Here is a 22,327-nt window from a genome sequence, read left to right as displayed (position 1 = left end):
CTGCGAGAGCCAGAGCCTTGGGCGAGTCATCGTCCTCGGGGTGGCCGCCGAGAACCGCGAACTCCACAAGGACCGGGAGAGGGAGCGTGACCGGCCGACCCCCGGCACCAGGTCGAGTTGGAGGTCGAAGCCGCCAAAGGCGCCGCCCGCACTTCCGGACCCCCCTAGGCTGGCGGAAGCATCAACTGCACCACCACAGCAGGGCGGAAAAGAACCATGCGCGGCCTTACCGAGGCGAACCTCAAGAAGCTGGCCGGTGCCCGTTCCTTCGAACGTGGCCTCGGGTACCTGAACGCGGTGTCCGGGGTCGAGATCGGTGACGGCTGGGTCACCGCGACCGTTCACGGCACGGAACGGTACGAGGTGGAGCTGACCCTGGACGGGCCCGGCGGGCCGGCCGGCGAGTGCGACTGCCCATACGGGCTGGAGGGAAACTTCTGCAAGCACCTGGTCGCCCTCGGCCTGACGGTGCTCGCCCGGCGGGAGAGCCTGCCGCGGCAGCGGAAGGCGCCCCGGGAGCGCGCGCAGGACCTCGACGGTTGGCTGTCCGCTCTGCCCAAGGACGAGTTGCTCGCTCTGCTACGGGAACAGATCGACGAGGACCCCCAGTTGCGGCGCCGCCTGGAGCTGCGGGCCGCGACCGCCCGCGGGGACCTTGCCGCGGTCCGGTCCCGTATCCGCGATCTGCTCGACATCGGACCCTTCGCGCAGTACGGCTACGTCGAGTACGCCGATGCCCGCGCCTACGCCGACCAGGCTGGGCAGGCGGTGTCCGCGATCGGCGCGCTGACCGGCTCGGGCCGGGCCGCCGACGCGATCACCCTGGCGCGCGAGACGATGCGACTGCTGGCCGAGGCGGTGGAGAGCGTCGACGATTCGGACGGCTGGTTCGGGCAGATCGGTGCGGGCCTTGCCGATGCGCACCTCGACGCGTGCCGTGCGGCACGCCCCGACCCCGAGAAGCTCGCGCGCTGGCTGGTCGGCCATGCTCTCGGTGACATCGACGACGGTCTGACCGATATCGATCCGCTCGATTATGAGGATGTCCTCGGCGAAGAGGGAATGGCAGTCCTGCGGAAGTCGGCGGTCGGGGCATGGCAGGGCAACCGTCGCGGCTGGGCGGAGAAGTACCTGATGGAGCGTCTGGCCAAGGCGGGAGGCGATGTCGACGCGGTGATCGCCGTGCATGCGGCCGACCTCTCACCGAACGGCCACACGCACCTGGTCATCGCCCGCGAGCTGGACACCGCACGGCGCGCCGACGAGGCCCTGCGCTGGGCAGAACGCGGCATCCGGGAAACCCGGGACCTCTCCGACGTCGACACCGCCCTCGTCGACTACCTCTGCGACCGCTACACCCAGGCGGATCGTCTGTCGGATGCCGTTGCCGTGCGCCGCGACCACTTCCGTGCTCGCCGCACCCTGGCCGCGTACCAGCAGTTGCGCGCCGCTGCGCAGGCCGCGGACTGCTGGCCGGCCGAGCGCGCAGGAGCCCTTGCCCTGCTGCGTGCTGACGCGGAGCGGCGGCAGCAGGGCTGGTACGGCGGCTCCGTCCTGGTCGACGCCCTGCTCGACGACAAGGACGTCGATGCCGCCTGGCAGGCCGCTGCCCGAACCAGCACCCATGACCGGCAGTGGCTCGCCCTCGCCGAGCAGGCCCGGGCCGACCGTCCCGCCGACGCGCTCGGCGTCTACCTGCGCCTGGCCGAACCACTGACCAAGCAGACCGGCAACACGGTCTACGAGCAGCTCGTCAGCCTGCTGCTGAGCGTCCGAGACTGCCACCGTCGCCTGGGCACGCCCGACGAGTTCACCGCGTACGCCACGGCCCTGCGCACCGCCCAGAAACGCAAGCGGAACCTGATGCGCCTGATGGACCAACACGGTCTGTGAGCCGGACGGCGTCCCGGAGGCCCACCCGGCCCACGCTGCCCTCACACCCCAGCCGCCGGATGGCGCTCTTGATCCTCCGCTCGCGGCCGGAGCCCCAGTCAGTCGGTCGTGCTCAGGGTGCGGTCCTGGGGACATGGCGGAACTGCTTTGTGGCAGGCCTCGGAGTCGTAGAAGTCACCATGACAACTCCGTGTCATACCGCCATCGCAGCAGTCTTGACGACACGGTACGGGCGCCTGGTTCCGTCGTTGCTTCGGGGCGGGGAGGGTCTCGGCGACGCAGCTTCCCGGTCAGGGCCGCGAGCGGGCCTGGTGCGCCGACCCACGAGTCGGCGCATTTCACGCGGGTGCCGTTGGGTGTGTCGCCCCACGGGAACAGCCGCTCGTCGGTCGTGATCTGCCTCGACCAACCCGACCCGGCAGATTATTACCGGTGACCGCCTGGAGTGGTCAGCTCGTCCACGTACCACCGCGTCTGGCAGAAGACTCGTGCGCTGGCGCTTCCGCCAGCCGCGGTCGCGTCCCCGCTCGCTGCGCGTCCGTACGATCTTCGGAACTCGACGTCGTCGAACCTGCGCACACGGCTCCGGAGGCCTCTTCTGCTCGCTGCTTTCCTCCTGCTCAGCCAACTGTAGGGCGGCAGTTGCCGGTGACTCGTCCACGAATGGTCCATGAGCCGCCCACCGGCACCACCTCGAGCTGTCGGGTGGCGACACCGTCCCCTACACGTCAGTGAGAGGCAGAGGCTGGATCTCGTCAATGGTGAGGACAGCCGCGATCAGCGGCACTACTCTCCGTGTGGTGACAGCTGCACAGGGGATGACAGAAGACGAGACGTGCCGGGCACTGGTCATACCTGCCCTCGCGGATTCCGGGTGGACCAGTGATCAGATTCGCCCGCAGTTCCGCATCAACGACGGGCGGCTCACACCCACGCCGAAGCGGCACGTCTACGGCGACCCTCTGGTTGCCGACTATGTGCTGGAGTACGCACCGGACGTCCCTATCGGGGTTGTCGAGGCCAAGCGCTACCGAGTCGATGCCAACGACGGTGTGGAGCAGGCTCGTCGGTACGCCGCGAAGCTTGGGCTGTCCTTCGCCTACGCCACCAACGGCCGACAGATCGTGGAGATCGACTATAGCGGTGCTGCTCCCACGATCCGGGACATCGACCGTTTCCCCACGCCCAAGGAGCTGTGGAGCCGCTATCTGGCCGACCAGCAGGCGGACTCCAGCGTCGGGCGCGAACTCCTGGCTGCCCCCTACGATCACACGCTGCGAAATTCGGACAACACCGCCAAGCGGCCCCGCTACTACCAGCGCGTCGCGGTAGCCCGCACCCTCGCGGCCATCGCCGCAGGGCAGAAGCGGATCCTTCTCGTGCTGGCCACCGGTACGGGGAAGACCATGGTGGCCCTTCAGACGGTTGCCAAGCTCTACAGGTCCCAGTGGATCTCCGGACGCAAGCCCAGGGTTCTGTACCTGTCCGACCGCTCGATGCTTGTCGACGATCCCAAGGACAAGTACTTCCTCTCCGTCTTCGGCCAAGACGACGTCCACAAGATCAGCGGCGAGCCCGTGCGAGGCCGGAAGATCTACTTCGCTCTGTACCAGGCGCTGGAGAAGGGCGATGAGGAAGAACTTTTCCGTCGCTACGAACCCGACTACTTCGATCTTGTCATCGTGGACGAGTGCCATCGGGGCAGCGCCCGGGACAACTCGCAGTGGCGTCGCGTGCTGGAGCACTTCTCACCTGCGACCCAGCTCGGGCTGACCGCCACCCCGATCAGTAAGAAGGAGGCCGACACCTTCGACTACTTCGGCGAGCCCGTCTACACCTACTCGCTGGCCGACGGCATCGAGGACGGCTTCCTGGCCCCGTACCGGGTGCGCCGGGTCCGGCTCAACGTGGACATGGAGGGCTACCAGACCGAGCCAGGACAGCGGGACAAGTACGGCAACGAGATCCCGGAGGGCGTTTATGGCCCGAAGGACTTCGAGCGGGTCATGGTGATCCTGGAGCGCACGGAGGCGGCGGCGCAGTACGTCATCGACTACCTGCGCTCTACCGCGGAGGACGGCAAGCACGGCAAGACCATCGTGTTCTGCGAGGACAACAACCACGCCGCACGCATGCGCACGGCCCTCTTCAACGCGGCCTCGGCGGAGGTGCAGGCGCACCACGACTATGTCGTACGGATCACCGACGCCGACGGCCCCCATGGCCGGGCTCTGCTGGATGACTTCCGCAAGGACGACTCCGACGAACCAGTGATCGCCGTGACGTCGAAGCTACTCAACACCGGTATCGACCTGCCGGCCGTACGCAACATCGTCCTGTTCCGGCGCATTGGCTCGATGCCCGAGTTCAAACAGACCATCGGTCGGGGCACCCGTCTGTGCCCGGAGATCGGCAAGGGGTCCTTCGACATCATCGACTTCGTCGAGGCCACCCGGCTCTTCAACGACCCCGGGTTCGACGGTCCTCCGCTCCGTGTCGTACGCGATACCGCCGACAACCAAGGGCATGTGGTCGGGAGCGCACCAGAGACCCCAGAGGGCGACGAGATCGCCCCGGAGACCGTTGCGGAGCCGGAGACCGCGTACGACCACTCGGACGGCGGCAGCTTCGACGCGCACCGCGCCGAGGGCAGGGTGGATGACCCTGACGAGGTGGACCGCATCCAATCCCGCGGCAGGCGCTACGTGGTCAACGGAGTCCATGTCTACAAGTGGGGCGAGCGGCGCTACCAACTCGACACGGATGGCCGGACGATGAGGCTGGTGACCATCCAGCAGTGGGTACACGACCGCGTACTCGAACTCGACCTCGCACCGGACAGGCTGCGCGCCCAGTGGGCCGTCGCCAAGAGCCGGCGCGAGCTCATGACCATTCTGCACACCGCCGACATCGAGGCAGAGGAACTGCCTGCGGAGTTCGGCAGCCCGGATGTCGATCCGGTCGACCTGCTCCTCAACGTCGCCTGGGGACTGCCGCTGGTCAGCCGGGAGGAACGGCTGTACCGGTTCCTGCACGAGCACCGGGACTTCCTGGAGTCCTTCCAGCCTCAAGCCCGACAGGTGCTGGAGGAGATGCTGCTGAAGTTCGCCGAGCATGGCTCGCCCCAGCTCAAGCCGGAAACCCTCGGGGTGCGCCCCTTCACCGAGATGGGTTCGGTGGTCGAGCTGGCGAACCGCTTCGGCGGCGCCAAGCCTCTGCACGAGGCCATTGACGAGCTGAGTAAGCGGCTCCTGGAAGCTTCGTAAGTAAAATAAAACTTTAGTTTGATGTCTATGAATGACACTAAACTAAAGACGACTGTTAGGTATTCGTCCCTGATAGTGTGGAGGTGTGCTCAGGGACCGTACGGACACCAGGGCTGCCCTCTGGCGTATCGCTGGCGGGCAGCGTGGCTACTTCACAGCATCTCAGGCGCTTGAGGCTGGGTACTCGTATCAAGCGCAGCGGTATCACGCCCAGCGCGGCAACTGGACGGCCGTCGACCGTGGCATCTACCGCTTCCGCGAGTTCGACGCCCTGCCCGGCGGTGAGGACGACCATCTGGTCCGTTGGTCCCTGTGGAGCAAGGGGCGCGCGATCATTTCCCACGCCACTGCCCTGTCTGTCCACGACCTGGGGACGGCCAACCCCTCGCAGATCCACTTCACAGTGCCTCCCGGCTTTCGACAGAAAGACGATGCCGTGATCCTTCACCGGGCCGAACTCGCCCAGGATGAGATCGAGGAGCGTGACGGCTACCGCGTGACGACGCCAGTACGGGCGATCATCGAGTGCGCGGCTGTGCAGATGGACCAAGACGTAGTGGACTCCGCAGTCGCCGAGGCTCTGGAGCGTGGGCTGGCCACCCGGCGACGCCTCCTGCATACGGCCCAGCGGCTGGGCGCGCGAGCGGAACTCGGTATCGAGCGGGCGCTTCAGGAGGCGCAGTGACTGATCGCTATCGTGACGCCACTGCGCTCCGGCGGGCCCTTGAGGTACGGCTCAGACAGGAGGCGGCCGATACCGGTACAGACCTAGCTAGGCGGCGCCGTCTTGTCGCCTTTGATCGAGTCGCGGCCCGGCTCTCCGCTGACCCGGCAGCGGGCTGGTTCCTCAAGGGCGGGGCGGTGATGGAGTTCCGTCTGCGTGGCAGGGCGCGCACAACCAAGGACATGGACCTCGCTGACCGCTCGGACGGCGAACCAGGACTTGACGGCCCAGCAGTGCGTGAACTCCTCATCGACGTGCTCGCAGTAGACGAGGACAAGGATGGCTTTCTATTCCAGGTGTCTCCTCCCATCGAGCTCAAGGCGGACACAGCGGGCCGAGGCGGCTGGCGTTCTCCGTCGAGTTCCGAGTGGCGGGCAGGATCTTCGCGACCGTACGCGTCGATTTCGTTGCCCGGGGAGAGGAGATCGCCCTGACCGAGAGGCTTCCGCTCCCCAACACCCTGGGCTTCGCCGGAACTCCGCCCCGAGACATCGAGGCTGTGGACCGGCGCCAGCACTTCGCCGAAAAGCTGCACGCCTTCACCCGCGACTACGGCGACCGACCCAACACCAGAGTCAAGGACCTGGTGGACCTGGTACGACTCATCGAGAGCGGCCTGGCCCCAGACACATCCGTGGTTGATGCCGTACGGCACGTATTCGCCGTACGGGCGACACATGAGGTGCCGGCGGTGCTCCCCGAACCGCCGCCGAGCTGGGTCGACATCTACCCCGAACTGGCCGAGGGCCTCACCAAGGCTCTCCCTCGACTCGACGCCGCGCTCGACCTGGTGCGCGGATTCTGGCTCGAGGCATCTGACAACAGCGAAGCCGAACCGAAGCAGAAAGACTGAGATGGTGTCCCCCAAGAAGAAGGCGGCTGCGGCCACCACGTCAAGGGCGCGGCTCGCGTCCGTCATCAAGTCGGCGCGCGACACCATGCGCAAGGATGCCGGCCTCAACGGTGACCTCGATCGCCTCCCCCAGCTCTCCTGGCTGCTATTCCTCAAGGCATTCGACCAGCGTGTTGAGCAGGTGGGACCGCTGCTCGACCCCGACTATCGTCCGGCGATTGAGAAGCCCTACCGGTGGGAGGACTGGGCGACGAAGCCGGACTTCAGCGGCGACGAACTGAAGACCTTCGTCAACGACGAACTCATTCCGCATCTCGCCGGCCTGAAGGGCGCCGACGGCGACGCCGAGGATCCGCGGAACGTCCTGTCGACCATCTTCAAGGACATCACCAACCGCATGCAGTCCGGAACCCTCCTCCGGGACCTAGTGAACCTGGTGGACCAGATTCACTTTGACTCTTCGGACGACATCCACACGATGGCGTTCCTGTACGAGTCGATCCTCAAGGAGATGCGAGACGCGGCCGGCGACTCCGGCGAGTTCTACACGCCTCGCCCGGTAAACCGCTTCATGGTGCAACAGTCCTTCCTCGAACTCGGGGAATCGATCCTCGACCCGGCCTGCGGTACTGGGGGCTTCCTGGTGCAGGCATACGAGGATTTGGTGCAGCGTGTGGACACCGACACCCAGCGCAGGCAGCTGCACGACGACATCCGAGGCGTCGAGAAGAAGTCTCTTCCGTACCTGCTGGCCAGCATGAACCTGCTGCTGCACGGTATCGGTGCGCCGCGGCTGGTACGAGAGAACGCCCTGTTGCAGATGCGGGACGCGACGGCAGCGGACCGGGTGGACGTGGTGCTGACGAACCCGCCGTTTGGCGGCGAGGAAGAGCGGTCGGTGGTCGAGAAGTTCCCGAAGGGCTATCAGACCCAGGAGACTTCGTGGCTCTTCCTACACGCCATCCTTGACCGGTTGAAGAAAGGGGGGCGCTGCGCGATCGTCCTGCCGAACGGGAGCCTCTCCGATGGGGGTGTCGGTGCACGTATCAAGCAGAAGCTGATGAAGGAGTGCGACCTGCACACTATCGTCCGCCTGCCTCAGGGCGTCTTCGCGCCGTACACCCTAATCCCGTCGAACCTGCTGTTCTTTGATAAGGGCAAGTCGACGGAGGAAGTCTGGTTCTACGAGGTCTCGCTGCCGGAAGGACGCCGCGGCTACACCAAGACGAAGCCGATGCGGGTCGAGGAGTTCGACCCGTGCGTGGAGTGGTGGGGTGGCAAGAGACGGGAGGGCCGCGAAGAGGGCAGTAACGCGTGGAAGGTGTCGGCCACCGCAATCGAGAGGGCTGGATTCGACCTCGACATCTCAAACCCGCATGTCGGGCAAGACCTTACCCATCGCTCACCAGGGGAGCTTGTAAACGAGCTCATCAAGACCGAGAGTGAGATTCTAGGGCTACTTGAAGAGCTGCGCGGGACGCTGGAGGGTAGCAATGAATAACACCCGAGTTCGCCCGCTTTCCGATGCCCTCTATGAGGATGCGCAGATGACCGACGTGCAGCCAGGTGGCATCTATCCGATCACGGGTATTTATAGCTTTGGGCGCGGCCTGATCAAACGTCCCGCGATCCAAGGAAATGAGACCTCTTACCAGCGAATGGCCAGGCTGAGGGCTGGTCAGATCGTTATGAGTAAACTAAACGCCTGGGAGGGTGCGCTGGCTGTCGTTGATGAGCCATTTAGCGATACGTACGTGTCGCCGGAATATCCGGTGTTCAGCATCAATTCAGAGAATGCTTATGTCGGATATGTCGAGCATTTGTTGACGTGGCCAGAACTGTGGAATCGGCTGACACCTCGCGGATCCATGGTCCGGCGAAAGAGGACAACCCCGTCCACGCTTCTCGCCACTGAGGTTCCACTGCCTGATCTGGCAGAGCAGCGCCGTGTTGCCGACAAGCTCGACGCCGCAATGTCGCGAATCACCCAGTTCGCTACCTTGCGAGAGTATTCAAGTCAGCTCGCCGATCAGTGCATGGACTCACTGTTTCGGCCCATCGAAGACCAGTTGTCGCTTTCCGTGGCACTGCGCCCAAGCAGCGACTTCGTGGTCGTGGAACCCGACGATAATTATCAGACTGCGGGTATTCTCAACCGTGGGCGCGGCCTCTTCCATCGTCCAGTCATCTCGGGCAGTGACACTAAGTACCCTCGGTACAATAGGCTGCACACCGGTCAGTTCGTCTACAGCAAACTCTTTGGCTGGGAGGGCTCGCTCGCCGTCGTTCCTGCAGAGTTCGAAGGCATCCACGTCTCGCACGAGTTCCCTACGTTCGATATCGACCCCTCCGTCGCCGACGTCGAGTACATGACCCACCTTGCTCGTTGGTCCGGGCTGCATGATGCCCTCAAGGACAAGGGAACAGGCATGGGATCCAGACGGCAACGTGTGAATGTTGATCGACTTCTAGCTACCACGGTCCCGCTTCCCGGTCTCCCCGAGCAACGGCGCATCGCACGGCAACTAACCGTGGTTCGGCGGACAACTGAAGCCGGAGCAGAACAGACTGCACAAGTGGCTGCTCTCCGCCCCGCCCTCCTCAACGCCGCGTTCTCCGGGCAGCTGTAGTCGGCCCCGGAACTGACTCTCAGCCGGACGTCGTTTCCACCCGCCGCCACTCCCGGTCCGTGACAACCACATGGTCCAGGAACCGGAGCCCGATCGCTTCCGCTCCCGTCGCCAGGCGGGATATCGCGTGGCGGTCGGGCTCGCTGGGCTCCACGCGGCCTGTGGGGTGGTTGTGGGCCACGCCTAAGGCCGTGCCGCCCGTGGCCAAGACCAGGGCCAGCACATCGCGGACAGGAAGGAGGGAGCAGTGAACCGCGCCCTCGGTCAGCGTTGCCTTCCGCAGTAGCGCGCCAGCCGTGTCGCACACGACGACCACAACCCGCTCGTGCCTCAGGCCAGTCAGCAGCGGAGCTGCGATCCTGGCCAGGTCGGCGGATCCGCGGACGTATTGCCGACTCTGGACCTCGGCTGGTGCTGCCCGGCGCTCCAGCTGAAAGGCGGCCGCGACGCGCGCCGCCGGCCCCATCCCCGGTAGCCCCGCCATCAGCTCATGTGCCGGTGTCCGGGAGAGTTTGTAGAGCCCGCCGCGCCGGGCGATGAGCTGCCCCGCCAGCTCCACCGCATCGCAACGCCCGTACCCGAGCTGATCAGCAGGGCGAGGAGTTCGCGGTCGGAGAGCGCTTCCGCTCCTCGGTCCAGCAGCCGCTCACGGGGCCGATCAGCAACCGGTACATCCGCCATCCGCATTCCGGCCCCGCCTCACCCATCAGTCCGCAGAATCGCGGTCGATCGGTTCGTCCAAGAGGGAGTCGGAGTCCGCTTCCTCCTCCAGCCCCTCGTCATCGGGCAACGACTGCGCCTCACCCCTCGCGGCAGGACTCACCGGTCCCGCCGCTCCACCGATCAACTGCATCAACCGCTGGTGCAACGTCTCCGACCTCACGCGCAGAAATGTGTCGTAGTCGTCCCGCAGCGCCGCCTGGTAGGCGTCTTCCTCTACCAGGCAGGTGCTCAACCGCTCACGTAGCGGCCCCTCGCCCTCGATATCGGCCAGGTCCCGCAGATACTGCGAGGGCGGCCGGTCGGTGACCCAGATGTTGCTGTGAGAGGTCAGCATGACCAGATTGCCGCAGACGTTCGCCCCGGCGCTGCTCACCCCGCGCGACCGCAGAAATGCCTTGGGAAAGAAGTGGTGAAACTCCTTATCGTTCTGCCACGACAAGGCCCTGCCCACGTCGATCCGTTGTCCGGTGAGCAGGTCCAGCGGGTCCTCGTACGCAAGGAGGAGAGCGAGGAGCTTGCTCGGTGCGTTCCGTTTGGAGAAAGCGCTCCGCCGCCACACAGCGCTCCGCGGGAGTGCCGCTCCCGTCTCGATCTCTTGAGCCTCACTCTTGGCGAAGGAAGTGATCGCCTGCAGGTCGGGACCCATCTGGGCCTCGCTCCAGCCCTTGAAGTACTCACCGCTCGCGGTCAGCCAGAACCAGCGGCGCAACGCGTCGTACTGCGCGGAGGAAGGCTTTGGTAGCTGCCGGAACACTTCGACGAGCACCGCGAACTGGTTGTAGTAGGGCAGCGCATCGGCCTTCGGTGTACGGATCTGGGTGCTGAGGAAGTCCACCGCCCGCTCGGCCGCCTTCGCCGCCTCGGCCACAGCCTCCCGCAACCGCTCCTTGTCGAGTTCTCTCAGACGGTTGATGTCCTTGGTGGAGAACCCGAATCCGGAGGCAACCGCGATCGTGCGGAGCATGGTCTTGGTGTCGACCCGGCCGTAGCGCTTCGCGTCGAGGACCTGGAGCAGTGATTCGATCTCCTCCTTGAGGTCGAAGTCGGGGCTCCATGTGCCCGCCCGCGCCACGTCGACGATGTTCATCGTCGTGCCCGTGCTGTTGATCCGTACGAAAACCTCCGCCGACTCCTCAGCCGACATCTGGTCCAAGGTCACCACTGGCACCAGGTAATTGGCGAACTGCTCGTACAACTCGGTCGCGCGCTCGCGCAGCTCGGGGGACAACTCGGCTACCTGCCCGAAGAGGGATCCTGGCGAACTCACCTTCCGCATGGGGATGATGTGCGGTCCGGTCGCGCTCTCCAGAGTGCGCTGGAAGAAGCGCTCCTCTTCCAGGTCGTAGGCGATGTCCCAGGAGCCGGTGCCGCCGTGCAGTGCGCCGATGATGCTGGCGAGCCTCTGCTGGCCGTCGAGGATGTACTTGACCGGGCGACTGGGACGAGGCGGGTCCACATCCAAGCCTGCGACGGTCTCCTCACTGGCGAGTTGCTCCGTGGTGTCCCACAGCAGCAGGCTGCCGATGGGGTAGTTGCGCAGCACCGAGTCCAGGAGGTGGAGGATCTGGTGCGGCCCCCACACGAACGCCCGCTGGTACTTCGGAAGCACGATCTCGCCGGTCAGCACACGGTCGGCGAGCCGGGAGACCGGCACGATCGTCGGTTCCGGGCTAGCGGACTGGCGCCTGCGGCGTGTTGCGCTCACTGAGCATGCCCCCCATAGGCCGTGATCGTTGGAAGATTTGTTCGCTCTGAACTCTACGGAGCAGCACTGACAGACAGACGGCTCCAGGGAGGATGGGCACGGAAGCCTTGTCATTGTCATGCCCAGCAGAGCTCACTCTCGCGGCGGCCGGACGCTGGCAGCCTTCAAGAAGACGGGAGACGTTAACGCACCGTCCTGTGGGACCCTGGCGGCGATGAGATGCCCCGGGCCACCCGACAAGGGTCCCAACACGCCCAGGGCTGCTGTGGCCGACCTCGCAGCAGAGCTGGCGGCGACCCTCGTCGGGGACGATGGCGAGCACTACACGGGGACCCGCAGTGCCAGCGGCGTAGAGCACTGAGCTTGGAAAGCTCGGGTTTCTCGCCGGCGGACGCTGGGTTGACCTGCGGCGGAGCGGTGTTAGCACCAGGTCGCACCAGAGGCCAATTTCGTCTGTTTCCCGTGACTTCTCCGCAGGATCTGGCACGCGAATGGCACGGTCCTTCCGCCTCGCACGCTCCTTGGTGGAGCTGGCCCGGAGTGTCTGAGCCTCAGCCGACGGCAGTCAGCCACGATGGCGGGTCAGCCGACCGTGCAGGCGCGCGTGTGCCTCGCTGTACCCCCACTAGCCTCAGCCGTGCTACTGGTGCCGTTGATTGCGCGAGCTCCGACGACATTGCCGTTTGAGAGGCCAGTCTCTGGCGAGCAACTCTTTCTTTTGCTTGGGAAGTCATCAGCTAACTTCAGGGGACTCTCTCAATTTCTCGTCGAGCTTCGCGAGATGAGGATTAGTGGGATCGCGCTGGAGTCCCTCTGTCACTACTTCACTGGCTTTGGTGACGTCTTTTGAATACAAATAAAGCCATGCCAGTCGACTAAGTTCCGTCGGAGTCGCTTCGGTTTTCCTGCTTTCCATAAGGTGAGTTAGATTGGAGATCATCATGGCTCTTACTTCTGGGTCGAATTGAAGAGATTGATTCCTTTGCGTGTGGGCGAAGAAACTTGCCGCATTCGCAATCTCCGAATAGTCTGCATCCGGCATTTCGGCCAGAACGATACGAGCATTCAGCTCCTGAAGGGCGTCGCCTAGCCGCTGATTTACATAGATCAATTTGCGCCATGCCGCAACATTAGCCTCATCAAGCTCCAGGAGCCTTTCGATGCTGACCCGTGCTTTATCCCAGTCATCACGAGATCCCTCTAGGTAAAAGTCGGCGATCCGCAGCCATGCCTCCGGGTAGCGCCCCGCGACATACTCAAGGGCTCTTATCTGAGGTTGATAGTCCTTGCCAGATTGACGAAGGGAGGCGATCACTCTAATCATTCGTTCGATCCTGGGAAGCATCCCCTTTGAGACATCGCTGACTTGCATGGGGCCAAACTGCTGAATCAATTGAGTGTCAGCAAGGACAAGGGGTCTGAGTTGACTCACCTTGAGTTTACTTTGGCCGAAGACGGCCGCAGTCATCGGTGTTCGCAAGAACTGCGATCCGTCATCGTCCGTTAGAACCTCAATCATTGAGTAGCGTTCTAGCTGACTTAGGGCGTCATCAACGTCCATAGTCTCATTCTGAGGTCTGATTAGAGCGGCCTCCAGGGCAAGCCTAGGGACTAGAGAACGCCAATTGCTCAGCGTTAGAAAAACGCGCTGAGCTGCTGGAGATAGCACCCCATACGACCGCTCAAAAAGAGTCCTTAGGGAGTCTTCTTTGTTGAGGAAGAGTCGCCCGACGGGAATCGCTTTACCTTCTCGCTTCGTGTCTCCCAAAAGGATCTTCACGAAATATGGATGTCCGTCAGTTTCCTCATACAGCGATTCGATATACGAGACGGTCAGGAGGCTTTCAATACCCAACTTTCGCGAGGTTGACATCACAAGGTCTTCGAATTCCGCCCTCTTCATTCCGCGGATTTCAACTGGAAAGTCCGCTTTGAAGTCGCGCATTCGGGTCGTAATGAGGACCTTATTTGGACACCGAACGTGAGAGTCGATGAACTGATACAGTTCAAGGGGATGTGAGGCGGTTTCGAAGTTATCGAAAACCAGAAGAAGTCTCCTACTTTCGTCCCGCTCGGCTAGAGTGCTTGCTAGGTAATCAATCGGCTTAAACCCCTTAACCTTCGCCTCGGCCGGGTTCATGAGTTCCACAAACTGCTTGGCGATGTCTTCCTTGGACAGCACTGCCGGCCGGACAGGCTTCGGACCGTTGGGAAGCAGATCAATGTCCCGGGAACTGAACCAGAGAATCGCAAAATAGTGACCAGTTTGCGCGACGCGATGGAGTACCTCCAAAGCGAGCGAAGTCTTTCCGATGCCACCCCTTCCAACAAGAGTGACCACTGGGTGCCTATCATCCTGGAGAAGGGAGAAAACCTCGGACTCCAAGTCCGGCCTCTTAATGTAATCCTTCAGAGAGGGCGGAATGTTGGCGAATGACTTTCCTTCGAGGTCGAGGTCGGGGTGCCCCTCCGTCTCGCTGGGTGGTAGTGAATTGGGAGGCGTTTGATAGGACTCGGCGCTTTCACGTCTCCTGGTGTCCGTGATGTATGAAAGCGCTTCGTAGGTTGACCCGGTGCCTCCCTTGCCTTCCTTGTATCCTCCGTTCGCCATGTAGAAATCATGAATGTCTACGTCGCCATGAAGCAGAGGAAGGCGTACCAATTTCTCTGCAAAAGCAATGTGAATTCCATCTGCGTATACGTGATCTTTTTCTGATTTGAGGTAGGAAAAATCAGATATATCTCCCGAAATTGCGGACAGGCGGTATTTCCCTGAAATGTTGCGGTGCAGGTAAATCCATGGGATTGAAAACGCTGCGCAGCCAGTCATCAGTGACAAGATGGATACTTCGAGGAGCGGTGCTGCGGTCGAGCACTTACGAATGGTGATGGCGCCATGGCCGCGCGTCCTATTGCGCAGAGTAGCGAAATTCCTTACCCACCACTGGAGATTTGTTTTTCGGGTAGCTTGTTCGAGATCTGAGTCGATCTCCTGGCATGCGGCACTCAGATTATCGATCGCTACCCTCTGCCACGAAGCCTCACCGGTCAGAAAATTCTCGGTAAGCTCACGAACGAGAGGCCTAGCTTCGGGAAGGATATGGGCATTTGCTGGTCCAGAAATCACCTCTTCCAAGGCCCTTGACCACTCGCCGATACCGTCAGCTCGAACTAGCTGATACTCAACCTTGTACCTTTGCCGATCCCTATCGTTTCCTACACCTGCTAGGACTGCCGATGTGAGGAGTTTAACCAGGAACTCGCCGAGGAGCATCAGGTCGTGAAAGTATGCGACGTCGGAATCCTGTTTGCTCTGCTCAACTCGTTCCCACATTCGGGCCAGGATTTTAGAGTTGAAATAGGCCGACATGGCGTTCCCCCTCAGGCCTTGATACTCGCTGAATCATGGATCCTATGGGCCTGACGTCCTATCAGCAAGCCACCGAGCAGTAGTAGTCGACAGGCGGCGCATCACGGTGCTAGGCGGGGTACAGCGGGTGGAGCCCGTTATTGATCTTGGAATCCTGATGACCCAGTGGCTGTTTCCACGTCGTCAGCCTGACCGCCTTGCAGCCTGCGCCTTCTGCGGAATGAAGAGGGCATTCTGCCAACGCGGCACGGGCGCCGGCCGGGCTGGAGCGGGGCGGAGACAGGAGCGCAGGCCCGGCCGGGGGCCGGGCCGCGCGCGGGGAGCGGAGCGAGCCGCCTTGAACCCGTGAAGAAAGTTGTTACTCAGGTTGCATCTGGGATGCGCCATAGGGGTACGTCGTACTGCTCAGGCCGGCTGTTGATGAGGAGCTGCCGCAAGTCGTCGCGCTGCAAGCCGCTGAAGTTCAAGGCCTCGGTGATGCGGCGAAACGTCGTGTGGGTGACCCCGCGGGCGCGGGCTTCACTCTCGAACTGGTCGAGCTGGGCCCAGACTGCGGCCGGTTCCAGCTTGGTGGGCTGCTGCTCCTTGAGCCACAGAGCCTTGTTGCGCTCGTAGTCGATCTCCGAGTAGCCGCAGATCTCGCGGCTGTAGGCCTCGGCCTCGTCCAGATGCGTGGTCGCCATGATGGCTCGGGCCAGTTGGTTGCGGCTGATGGCCTCGTCCAGGTCGACCTCGTGCACCGTCGGGCTCTCGTCCGTGAGCGACACGGGGAGTCCTGCGTCTCGGATCTCGCACGTGCCTCGCACGCCTCGGGCCGTCGCCACGAGGAGCGCGGTTGCTTCGGATGGGTGCCACTCCAGAACTGGGCTGATCACACCCGCGTCGCTCGCGGTGAAGGTGTGGATTACGGGGCCCAGCGCGGTGGCCAAATCTTCTGGCAGAAGCTCGCCATCCAGGCCCGGACCCGCAACGAGGAGTCGGACAGGCGCGTTCACCTGGCAGCACGCTGCCAGAGTGAGGGCGTCGGCGAGTGGACTTTTCAGTGTCGGCTCGTCGCCCCGCGCGAGGATGTCTCCGCCCACGTCCAGGAGATCGATCGACTCGGGCTCCAAGCGGCTCACGAGGTCTTCGAGTTGGTGGGTGAGGCCCTCAGCCCCCTGGTAGGGGTCGAGCAGTGCGAAGGTGTGCGGGAGCTCCGCTGCGAGTCGGGGGAGTGTGGAGCCTGCGGGTGCGATCGGGCGTGCCTGTGCCGGCACTGCCCACACGGCCGGGGTGAGACGCTGCAGGCCGGTGAAGTCGGCGGGTCGTCGCGGTCCCGGAAGCGGGTCGACTAGGAGGCGATCCCAGGCGTACGTGAGGATCACCGCCTGGTGCTCGTCGCCGTAGAGGGCGGCGTGAAGCATTGCGGCGGCGACTGCGTCGCCCCCTCCTCCTGCTGCGACGATCAACCGCGTCATGCGATCAGACTACGGGTTCACAGGTTGGCCACTCACTCTATAGTGGCCAAAGGCCATAGCCAGTTGGACAACAAGGAGGGGAGATGCCTCAGATCGAAGAGGCTCAGCCGAAGTATCTCCAGATCGCCCACTACATCCGTGATCAGATTCTTCGGGGTGACCTGCGGCCGGGGGACGAAGTTCCCTCGGAACGGCAGCTCGCCGCGGACTGGAAGGTGTCCCGGCCCACGGCCGCGCGGTCACTGGAAGCGCTGAGCCATCAGGGCCTGGTCGAGAAGCGTCAGGGCTCGGGGACGTACGTGCGTAGCCTCGAAGTGAACCGGCGTGCACGGGAGTTGTACGGGCGGGCCCGGCAGACTGGGAAGATCTATACGTCCGGAGAGTACGCGGTGATCACTTCGGCCGGTTGGCTGGAGGCGCCGGACTACGTCGCTGAGGCCTTGGGGATGGTGAAGGATCGTCGAGCCGTGCACCGCCGGCGCGTGACGAACAACCAGGACGGTCCGATCACGCTGTCCACCTCGTGGTTTGCTCCGGACGTCGGCCAGCGCGCGCCCAAGCTCACGGATCCCGAGCGGATCCAGGAAGGGACGCTCATGTACGTCGAGAGAATGACGGGGCGTCAAGGCAGCTACGCAGAAGACCGCATGTGCGCCCGGGCTGCCACAGACGAGGAGACGGCCGACCTGCGGTTGGAGCCGGGATCCGCGGTCCTCATCGTCCATCACGTCGTCTTCGACCTCCAGGACCGGCCGCTGGAGTTCGCCGAAGCCACCTACCCGCCGCACCGCTGGGCGTTCGAGCAGGGCTACCCGCTCACCTGACGACCCGCCAGTTGCGGCGAACCGCTTGCACTCTCGAAGTGGCCAATGCCACTATCCAGGAAGTGGCTAAGGCCACTTGGGTGAGAAGGGGGCACGGCGTGACGAGTCGGCGGCCGGAGCAGGGTGCGCGGTTAGCTTGCCGGGGGTGTCGGGGGCGTGGGTGGAAGCGCGTCGGCTCCCGAACGGCGCTTGCGCTCTCCACGGCTAATGACCGCAACCGTGCCACGTCGAAGCGGCGCTGCCTCGACTGCGACGGCAGCGGCAAGGAGTGAGCACGCATGGCCTACATGATCGACCGGTACCCCTGCCAGGACTCATCGCGGCTCGGAGCGATGATCTTGCATCCGGAGCCTGAGTCCGTACCCCGGGCTCGGCGCTGGTTCCGGAAGTTCATCGCTCCATACAACCCGGCCTGCTCGATCGATGACTGCACGCTGATGATCTCGGAACTGGTGACCAACGCCATCCGCTACGGGAAGTCGGACGACCCCTGGCTGGTGCGGGTCGAGTGGTTCCGCGAGGGAACCTCGCTCCGCGTCGAGGTGCACAACCCGGGTTTCCCGGCGAATGTACGGCTGCGGCACCCGGAAGCGAACGACGCTCACGGGCGGGGGCTGCTCCTGGTCGACTCCATCGCCGACTCCTGGCACTCCGGGCCCAGCCACCTCGGCGGGACGGCCGTCTCCTTCGTGGTCGCTGATGCCTGGCCGGCGTGATGGGATAGCCCACCTCTTCTACTGTCACGCTAAAACTGCCGCTAGTCTGGTTGACCAGTTGACTTGGCCAATCTCGACAGGCGGCGTTCATGACGTATGAAGTGGAGCCACCGAAGTACGTGCGCCTCGCGCAGACGCTTCAGCGTCGCATCGAGGACGGCACGTATGCGCCCGGCACCCGCGTACCGAGTGAGAACCAGCTGGTGCAGGCCTTCGGGATGTCCCGCCCGACCGTCGTGCGAGCCCTGGAGCTGCTGAAGCGGGACGGTTGGCTTGAGTCCCGACAGGGGTACGGCACGATCGTCCGAGGCCGCCCGGAAGTCATCGAACAAAAGGACCGGCGGGGGCGTGAGGCGCTGGAGCGCGACGAGTCGCAGAGTGCGGGCCGCCTGGTCGAAGTCAGGCACGTACCTGTCCCGGCTCGGGTCGCCTCGGAGCTTGGCCTGCCGAAGAGGGCCGAAGTCCTCATGCGTCGCTTCCTGGTCGAAGAGGACGGCGAAGCTGTCGAGTTGGTCTCGTCGTACTTCCCCGCCGACCTGGTCGAGGGCACTGAGCTGGGGTCCGACGAACCTTTGAGCGGGAGCACCCGCGAACACCTCGAAGCGCGGAAGAAAGTCCGCTTCGACCACGTCACCGAGCGGGTCTCCGCTCGGCTGCCCGAGGCGCGTGAGGCCGAGCTGCTGGATCTGCCGGACGGCGTTCCCGTGCTGAGCGTCCTGGTCGTCGCATGCGACGCCTCCGGCCGATCCTTGCAGGTCTCTGACGTGCTCCTTCCGGCTGACCGGCAGGAACTCGAAGACACCTACCGCCTGAGCTGACGCCGCCCTTCGGGCGAGACTCCCCCGATAGTCACTTGACAAGTCAACCTGGCATCCCTAGCGTCGAACTTGCTAAGTCAACTTGTCAGGTCGGCGGGTTGATCGACTCTCAGAAGGAGTAATCCCTGTGCGTGTGATCCGCGTTGACGCCTCAACCGCCACAGTCCTGCTCACCGAGGCTCCGGCGCCGAAGGTGCGCGACCGGCAGACCGGCGAGATCGCCAAGGATGCGGTGACCGGTGAGGCGCTGATGACCGTCGGCGTCGTCTACATCGACGAGGGCGAGTCGTCGCTGATGCAGGTCACCCTTCCGGAAAGCGGAGTGATCGAGGGCCTGACGGTTGGTGCTCCGGTCTCGCTTCCGGGTCTGGTGGCGCGGCCCTGGGAGAGCGTGTTCAACGGCAAGGAGCGGCACGGCATCGCCTACCGGGCGACCGCCGTTGCCCCGGGTGCCTTCCCGATGGTGCAGGCGGGCTGATCGCCGTGACGGACCTGGTGACGTTGGCCGAGCTGGGCGGTCCGCTCGCTGCGATAGGCGGCGCCGCCTACGCCCGGCACACCTACCCGGCGGCGTACTGGTCCACGGTCGGGCTGCCGCTCTCGGTGGCCCGGCTGCTGGTCTCGTACTCCTCGACCATGGACGCCTGCGGCCTGACCGTGGAGCCGTCCCGGTGGCGGGTACTGGCCGTCCGGGCGACCACCCGCCGTGAGGTCCGGCCGGTGCCTCCTCGTCGGGGCATCATCCGGCCCACCACGACCGGCCTGCGCATGCGGCTACGGCTGGCTCCGGGCCAGGAGCCGGCGGACGTGGCGGCCTCCGCCGAACGCCTCCGGCACGCCTGGGGCGTCCACGCCGTCCACGTGCGGGACATCAAGCCCGGCGTCGTCGAACTGCAGCTCGTCGGCTTCGACGTGCAGCGGAAAGTGCGGATGCCCCGTCGGCTCAACGGCGGCCCGCTTCAGGTCCCGGTGGCGTTACGGGAAGACGCGACCGCGTTCGTACGGGACTACCGGACTGTGCCGCATGAGCTGGTGCTCGGCGCCACGCTCTCGGGCAAGTCCATGTACCTGCGGAACCTGCTGACCGGGCTTGCTACTCAGCCGGTGGTCCTGGTCGGCATCGACTGCAAGCGCGGGGTTGAGCTGGCGCCCTTCGCGCCCCGGCTCTCCGCCCTGGCCACCGACCCGGACCAAGCGGCCGAGCTGCTTCCCGCGCTCGTGAAGGAAATGGAGGACCGATACGACCTGATCAAGGCCCGGCAGGGCATCGCGCCCGGCACCTCGGAAGAGCTGATCACCTCGGACATCTGGGGACTGCCGGAGGACGAACGTCCCGCTGCGATCGTGCTCTTCATCGACGAGGTGGCCGAACTCTTCCCCGTCGCCACGCGGAAGGAGGAGGAACGGCGGGACGAGATGGTCACCCAGCTCATCCGTCTCGCCCAACTCGGCCGGGCCGCCGGCATCTACCTCGAAGTGTGCGGGCAGCGCTTCGGCGCCGAGCTGGGCAAGGGTGCGACCATGCTCCGCGCTCAGCTCACCGGCCGCGTCTGCCACCGGGTGAACGACGAGGCCTCGGCCAAGATGGCGCTCGGCGACATCGCCCCGGAGGCCGTCTTCGCGGCCTGCGCCATCGCCCCCGAGCTGCCCGGCCTGGCCGTCATTGGCGACACCTCCGGCGGCTGGTCCCGCATCCGTACCCCCTACCTCTCCCTCGCCGATGCTGCGGCCACCTGCCGTACGACGGCTCACCTCGCCCCCGACGTACCGGCGCTCGATCCCTTCCGGCCGTACGTCCAGCCGATGCCGGTGGAGGCGCCCGGGCCAGGGGCCACGGCTCGCCCGGTCACCGAGTAGGCGCACCTGCTCCCACGGCCGGCACGGCCGTTCCGTGCCACGTCCCTACCCCCTCCATGCCTGGAACCGGAAGGAGTCGCGCCGTGCGTGCCCTGCCCGTCCGCCTCGACGCCGTACTCGTCCAAGCGCTGATCGCCGCCGCGCTGTCCTTCGCCCACCTGCACGACCTGGCCTCGGCTGCCGGACAGCACGGATGGAAGGCATGGGCCTACCCGGTCTCCGTCGACCTGCTGCTGGTGGCGGCCTGGCGGCGACTCCGCTCCGGTGGGTCGAAAGCGGCCGGGTGGTGCTGGTTCCTCATCGCACTGACCGCCTCGCTCGGCGCCAACGTCGCCACGGCCGGGCTCCTCGACCTGGGCGCCGTACCGGCCTGGCTGCGCATCCTCGTGGCCGGATGGCCGGCGGTCGCCTTCCTGGGCGGGACGCTGCTCGCCCACGGAGCAACCGCGGATGCCCCACCGGCAGAGCGTGAGTCGGCCCCGGAACCCACGGCGCCCGAAGCGCCCGCCTCTGCACCCGAGTTGCCCGCTGCGGAGCCCGAAGCAGCTCCGCTCTCCACGACCCCGGTTCCGCCGGCGCTCGTCACGCTCGCGCGCAAGGTTGCCGACGAACACCGCGCCCGGACCGGAACGCCCATCGACACCTCGACCCTTCGCGCCCGGCTCGGCGTCCCGCTGCCGCTGGCCGAAGCCATCGCCGCCCAACTCGCCTGACTCGGAGGTCGGCGTCGTCAACGGCAGCCACGAGTGACATGGAGGTCCGCCGAAGCTGCCCGAGGTCGGCTGGGGGACGGCACTGCTGAACCGGACGCGCCCCAGTGTCGGCAAGCAGTGGACGGACTCCGGCGAGACCCACGACGACCGCGGCCTGAAGAACCGGCCGGCCGAAGAGGTTCGGCTCGTACCGATCCCGCCTGAGCTCGCCACCATCCTCCGGCAGCACCTCGACACGTTCGGCACTGCCGAGGACGGGCGCTTGTTCACGAACGAACGCGGGGGAGTGGTCGGCTCCTCGACGTATTACCGCGTCTGGCAGGAAGCTCGGACGCTGGCGCTCCCGCCGGCTGCGGTTACCTCGCCGCTCGCTGCCCGGCCGTACGACCTCCGGCACTCGGCGCTGTCGACCTGGCTCAACTCCGGAGTCGACCCGACCGAGGTGGCCCAGCGCGCCGGCAATAGCGTCGAGGTCCTGCTGAGCCGCTACGCCAAGTGCATCGACGGGCGGCAGGAGATCGCCAACCGCAAGATCGAAGAGTTGTTGCGCGAGTACGAGTGATCATGTGCGGCATCAGTCTCAGGTTTCCGGCTTTGTCTGGGGGCTGAGCCGTTGCTGCAGTGGGTCAGGGAAAGTGCCCGAAGATCCCGTCTGGCCCCCTGCGCTCCGCTCTGTGGGCACTACAGTTACATGTGCACGGCGCGTCACATTGCGTTGCGCGTCGGACAGTTGAGGCATTGACACCTTCACGCCTGACTCGTGCCAGTTGGGGGGCAT

At 64.7% G+C, this 22,327-nt stretch carries 17 protein-coding genes and 1 pseudogene; 13 read left to right on the top strand and 5 right to left on the bottom strand.

Features of this window, described 5'->3' with window-relative positions; all coding sequences use genetic code 11:
* Positions 1 to 216 precede the first annotated feature (216 nt).
* The 6 genes from ACTYVM_RS14285 (at position 217) to ACTYVM_RS14260 (ending at position 9,366) form a co-directional block, all read left to right on the top strand.
* Positions 217 to 1,893 carry an SWIM zinc finger family protein gene (locus ACTYVM_RS14285; RefSeq protein ID WP_445526313.1) on the top strand — a complete coding sequence of 559 codons (1,677 nt, stop codon included), beginning with the start codon at positions 217 to 219 and terminating at the stop codon, positions 1,891 to 1,893.
* An 800-nt stretch (positions 1,894 to 2,693) separates the two neighbouring features.
* A complete protein-coding gene (gene hsdR / locus ACTYVM_RS14280; RefSeq protein WP_445526312.1) occupies positions 2,694 to 5,159 on the top strand; it encodes an EcoAI/FtnUII family type I restriction enzme subunit R in 2,466 nt (821 codons plus the stop codon).
* An 85-nt stretch (positions 5,160 to 5,244) separates the two neighbouring features.
* Entirely contained in the window at positions 5,245 to 5,844 is a 600-nt protein-coding gene (locus tag ACTYVM_RS14275; protein WP_445526311.1) for a type IV toxin-antitoxin system AbiEi family antitoxin domain-containing protein, read from the top strand.
* A 406-nt stretch (positions 5,845 to 6,250) separates the two neighbouring features.
* Positions 6,251 to 6,736 carry a nucleotidyl transferase AbiEii/AbiGii toxin family protein gene (locus tag ACTYVM_RS14270; protein WP_445526310.1) on the top strand — a complete coding sequence of 162 codons (486 nt, stop codon included), beginning with the start codon at positions 6,251 to 6,253 and terminating at the stop codon, positions 6,734 to 6,736.
* Position 6,737: 1 nt separating this feature from the next.
* Positions 6,738 to 8,237, top strand: a complete 1,500-nt coding sequence (locus ACTYVM_RS14265; RefSeq protein WP_445526309.1) for a class I SAM-dependent DNA methyltransferase — start codon at positions 6,738 to 6,740, stop codon at positions 8,235 to 8,237.
* Positions 8,238 to 8,283: 46 nt separating this feature from the next.
* A complete protein-coding gene (locus ACTYVM_RS14260) occupies positions 8,284 to 9,366 on the top strand; it encodes a hypothetical protein (protein WP_445526308.1) in 1,083 nt (360 codons plus the stop codon).
* 19 nt (positions 9,367 to 9,385) lie between these two features.
* On the opposite strand, the gene ACTYVM_RS14255 is transcribed toward ACTYVM_RS14260, so the two are convergent.
* The 5 genes from ACTYVM_RS14255 to ACTYVM_RS14235 all read right to left on the bottom strand — a co-directional run bounded on the left by ACTYVM_RS14255 (position 9,386) and on the right by ACTYVM_RS14235 (position 16,621).
* A complete protein-coding gene (locus ACTYVM_RS14255; RefSeq protein ID WP_445526307.1) occupies positions 9,386 to 9,925 on the bottom strand; it encodes a JAB domain-containing protein in 540 nt (179 codons plus the stop codon).
* The gene (locus ACTYVM_RS14250; protein WP_445526306.1) at positions 9,850 to 10,047 is read right to left on the bottom strand and encodes a UPF0758 domain-containing protein; all 198 of its coding nucleotides are present in this window, start codon (positions 10,045 to 10,047) and stop codon (positions 9,850 to 9,852) included. Before ACTYVM_RS14250 ends, ACTYVM_RS14255 begins: the two co-directional genes overlap by 76 nt.
* A gap of 25 nt (positions 10,048 to 10,072) precedes the next feature.
* The gene (locus ACTYVM_RS14245) at positions 10,073 to 11,716 is read right to left on the bottom strand and encodes a GmrSD restriction endonuclease domain-containing protein (RefSeq protein WP_445526305.1); all 1,644 of its coding nucleotides are present in this window, start codon (positions 11,714 to 11,716) and stop codon (positions 10,073 to 10,075) included.
* An 811-nt stretch (positions 11,717 to 12,527) separates the two neighbouring features.
* Complete coding sequence (locus ACTYVM_RS14240) at positions 12,528 to 15,164, bottom strand: tetratricopeptide repeat protein (protein ID WP_445526304.1); 2,637 nt, start codon at positions 15,162 to 15,164, stop codon at positions 12,528 to 12,530.
* Positions 15,165 to 15,526: 362 nt separating this feature from the next.
* Positions 15,527 to 16,621 carry a DUF1152 domain-containing protein gene (locus tag ACTYVM_RS14235; protein ID WP_445526303.1) on the bottom strand — a complete coding sequence of 365 codons (1,095 nt, stop codon included), beginning with the start codon at positions 16,619 to 16,621 and terminating at the stop codon, positions 15,527 to 15,529.
* An 83-nt stretch (positions 16,622 to 16,704) separates the two neighbouring features.
* On the opposite strand from ACTYVM_RS14235, the gene ACTYVM_RS14230 reads away from it, so the two are divergent.
* The 7 genes and pseudogenes from ACTYVM_RS14230 to ACTYVM_RS14200 form a co-directional block, all read left to right on the top strand.
* Positions 16,705 to 17,445, top strand: coding sequence for a GntR family transcriptional regulator (locus ACTYVM_RS14230; protein ID WP_445526302.1), 741 nt, complete (start codon positions 16,705 to 16,707; stop codon positions 17,443 to 17,445).
* Positions 17,446 to 17,723: 278 nt separating this feature from the next.
* On the top strand, positions 17,724 to 18,161 hold the full coding sequence (locus tag ACTYVM_RS14225) for an ATP-binding protein (protein ID WP_445526301.1): 438 nt from the start codon (positions 17,724 to 17,726) through the stop codon (positions 18,159 to 18,161).
* A gap of 89 nt (positions 18,162 to 18,250) precedes the next feature.
* A complete protein-coding gene (locus tag ACTYVM_RS14220) occupies positions 18,251 to 18,979 on the top strand; it encodes a GntR family transcriptional regulator (RefSeq protein WP_445526300.1) in 729 nt (242 codons plus the stop codon).
* Positions 18,980 to 19,106: 127 nt separating this feature from the next.
* Complete coding sequence (locus ACTYVM_RS14215; RefSeq protein WP_445526299.1) at positions 19,107 to 19,457, top strand: SCO3933 family regulatory protein; 351 nt, start codon at positions 19,107 to 19,109, stop codon at positions 19,455 to 19,457.
* 5 nt (positions 19,458 to 19,462) lie between these two features.
* The gene (locus tag ACTYVM_RS14210; protein ID WP_445526298.1) at positions 19,463 to 20,836 is read left to right on the top strand and encodes an FtsK/SpoIIIE domain-containing protein; all 1,374 of its coding nucleotides are present in this window, start codon (positions 19,463 to 19,465) and stop codon (positions 20,834 to 20,836) included.
* An 83-nt stretch (positions 20,837 to 20,919) separates the two neighbouring features.
* A complete protein-coding gene (locus ACTYVM_RS14205) occupies positions 20,920 to 21,549 on the top strand; it encodes a DUF2637 domain-containing protein (protein ID WP_445526297.1) in 630 nt (209 codons plus the stop codon).
* Between the two features lie 52 nt (positions 21,550 to 21,601).
* Positions 21,602 to 22,111: pseudogene (locus tag ACTYVM_RS14200) on the top strand (site-specific integrase); the annotation flags it as partial.
* Positions 22,112 to 22,327: the final 216 nt, after the last annotated feature.

The sequence above is a fragment of the Streptomyces cyslabdanicus genome, from assembly GCF_052663305.1.
This window is presented reverse-complemented; position numbering and strand designations above follow the sequence as displayed.

Coding starts and splice junctions, on each gene's coding strand:
- ACTYVM_RS14285 (WP_445526313.1), top strand. CDS start 217: ATGCGCGGCCTTACCGAGGCGAACCTCAAGAAGCTGGCCGGTGCCCGT.
- ACTYVM_RS14265 (WP_445526309.1), top strand. CDS start 6,738: ATGGTGTCCCCCAAGAAGAAGGCGGCTGCGGCCACCACGTCAAGGGCG.
- ACTYVM_RS14260 (WP_445526308.1), top strand. CDS start 8,284: ATGACCGACGTGCAGCCAGGTGGCATCTATCCGATCACGGGTATTTAT.
- ACTYVM_RS14250 (WP_445526306.1), bottom strand. CDS start 10,047: ATGGCGGATGTACCGGTTGCTGATCGGCCCCGTGAGCGGCTGCTGGAC.
- ACTYVM_RS14240 (WP_445526304.1), bottom strand. CDS start 15,164: ATGTCGGCCTATTTCAACTCTAAAATCCTGGCCCGAATGTGGGAACGA.
- ACTYVM_RS14235 (WP_445526303.1), bottom strand. CDS start 16,621: ATGACGCGGTTGATCGTCGCAGCAGGAGGAGGGGGCGACGCAGTCGCC.
- ACTYVM_RS14230 (WP_445526302.1), top strand. CDS start 16,705: ATGCCTCAGATCGAAGAGGCTCAGCCGAAGTATCTCCAGATCGCCCAC.
- ACTYVM_RS14225 (WP_445526301.1), top strand. CDS start 17,724: ATGGCCTACATGATCGACCGGTACCCCTGCCAGGACTCATCGCGGCTC.
- ACTYVM_RS14220 (WP_445526300.1), top strand. CDS start 18,251: ATGACGTATGAAGTGGAGCCACCGAAGTACGTGCGCCTCGCGCAGACG.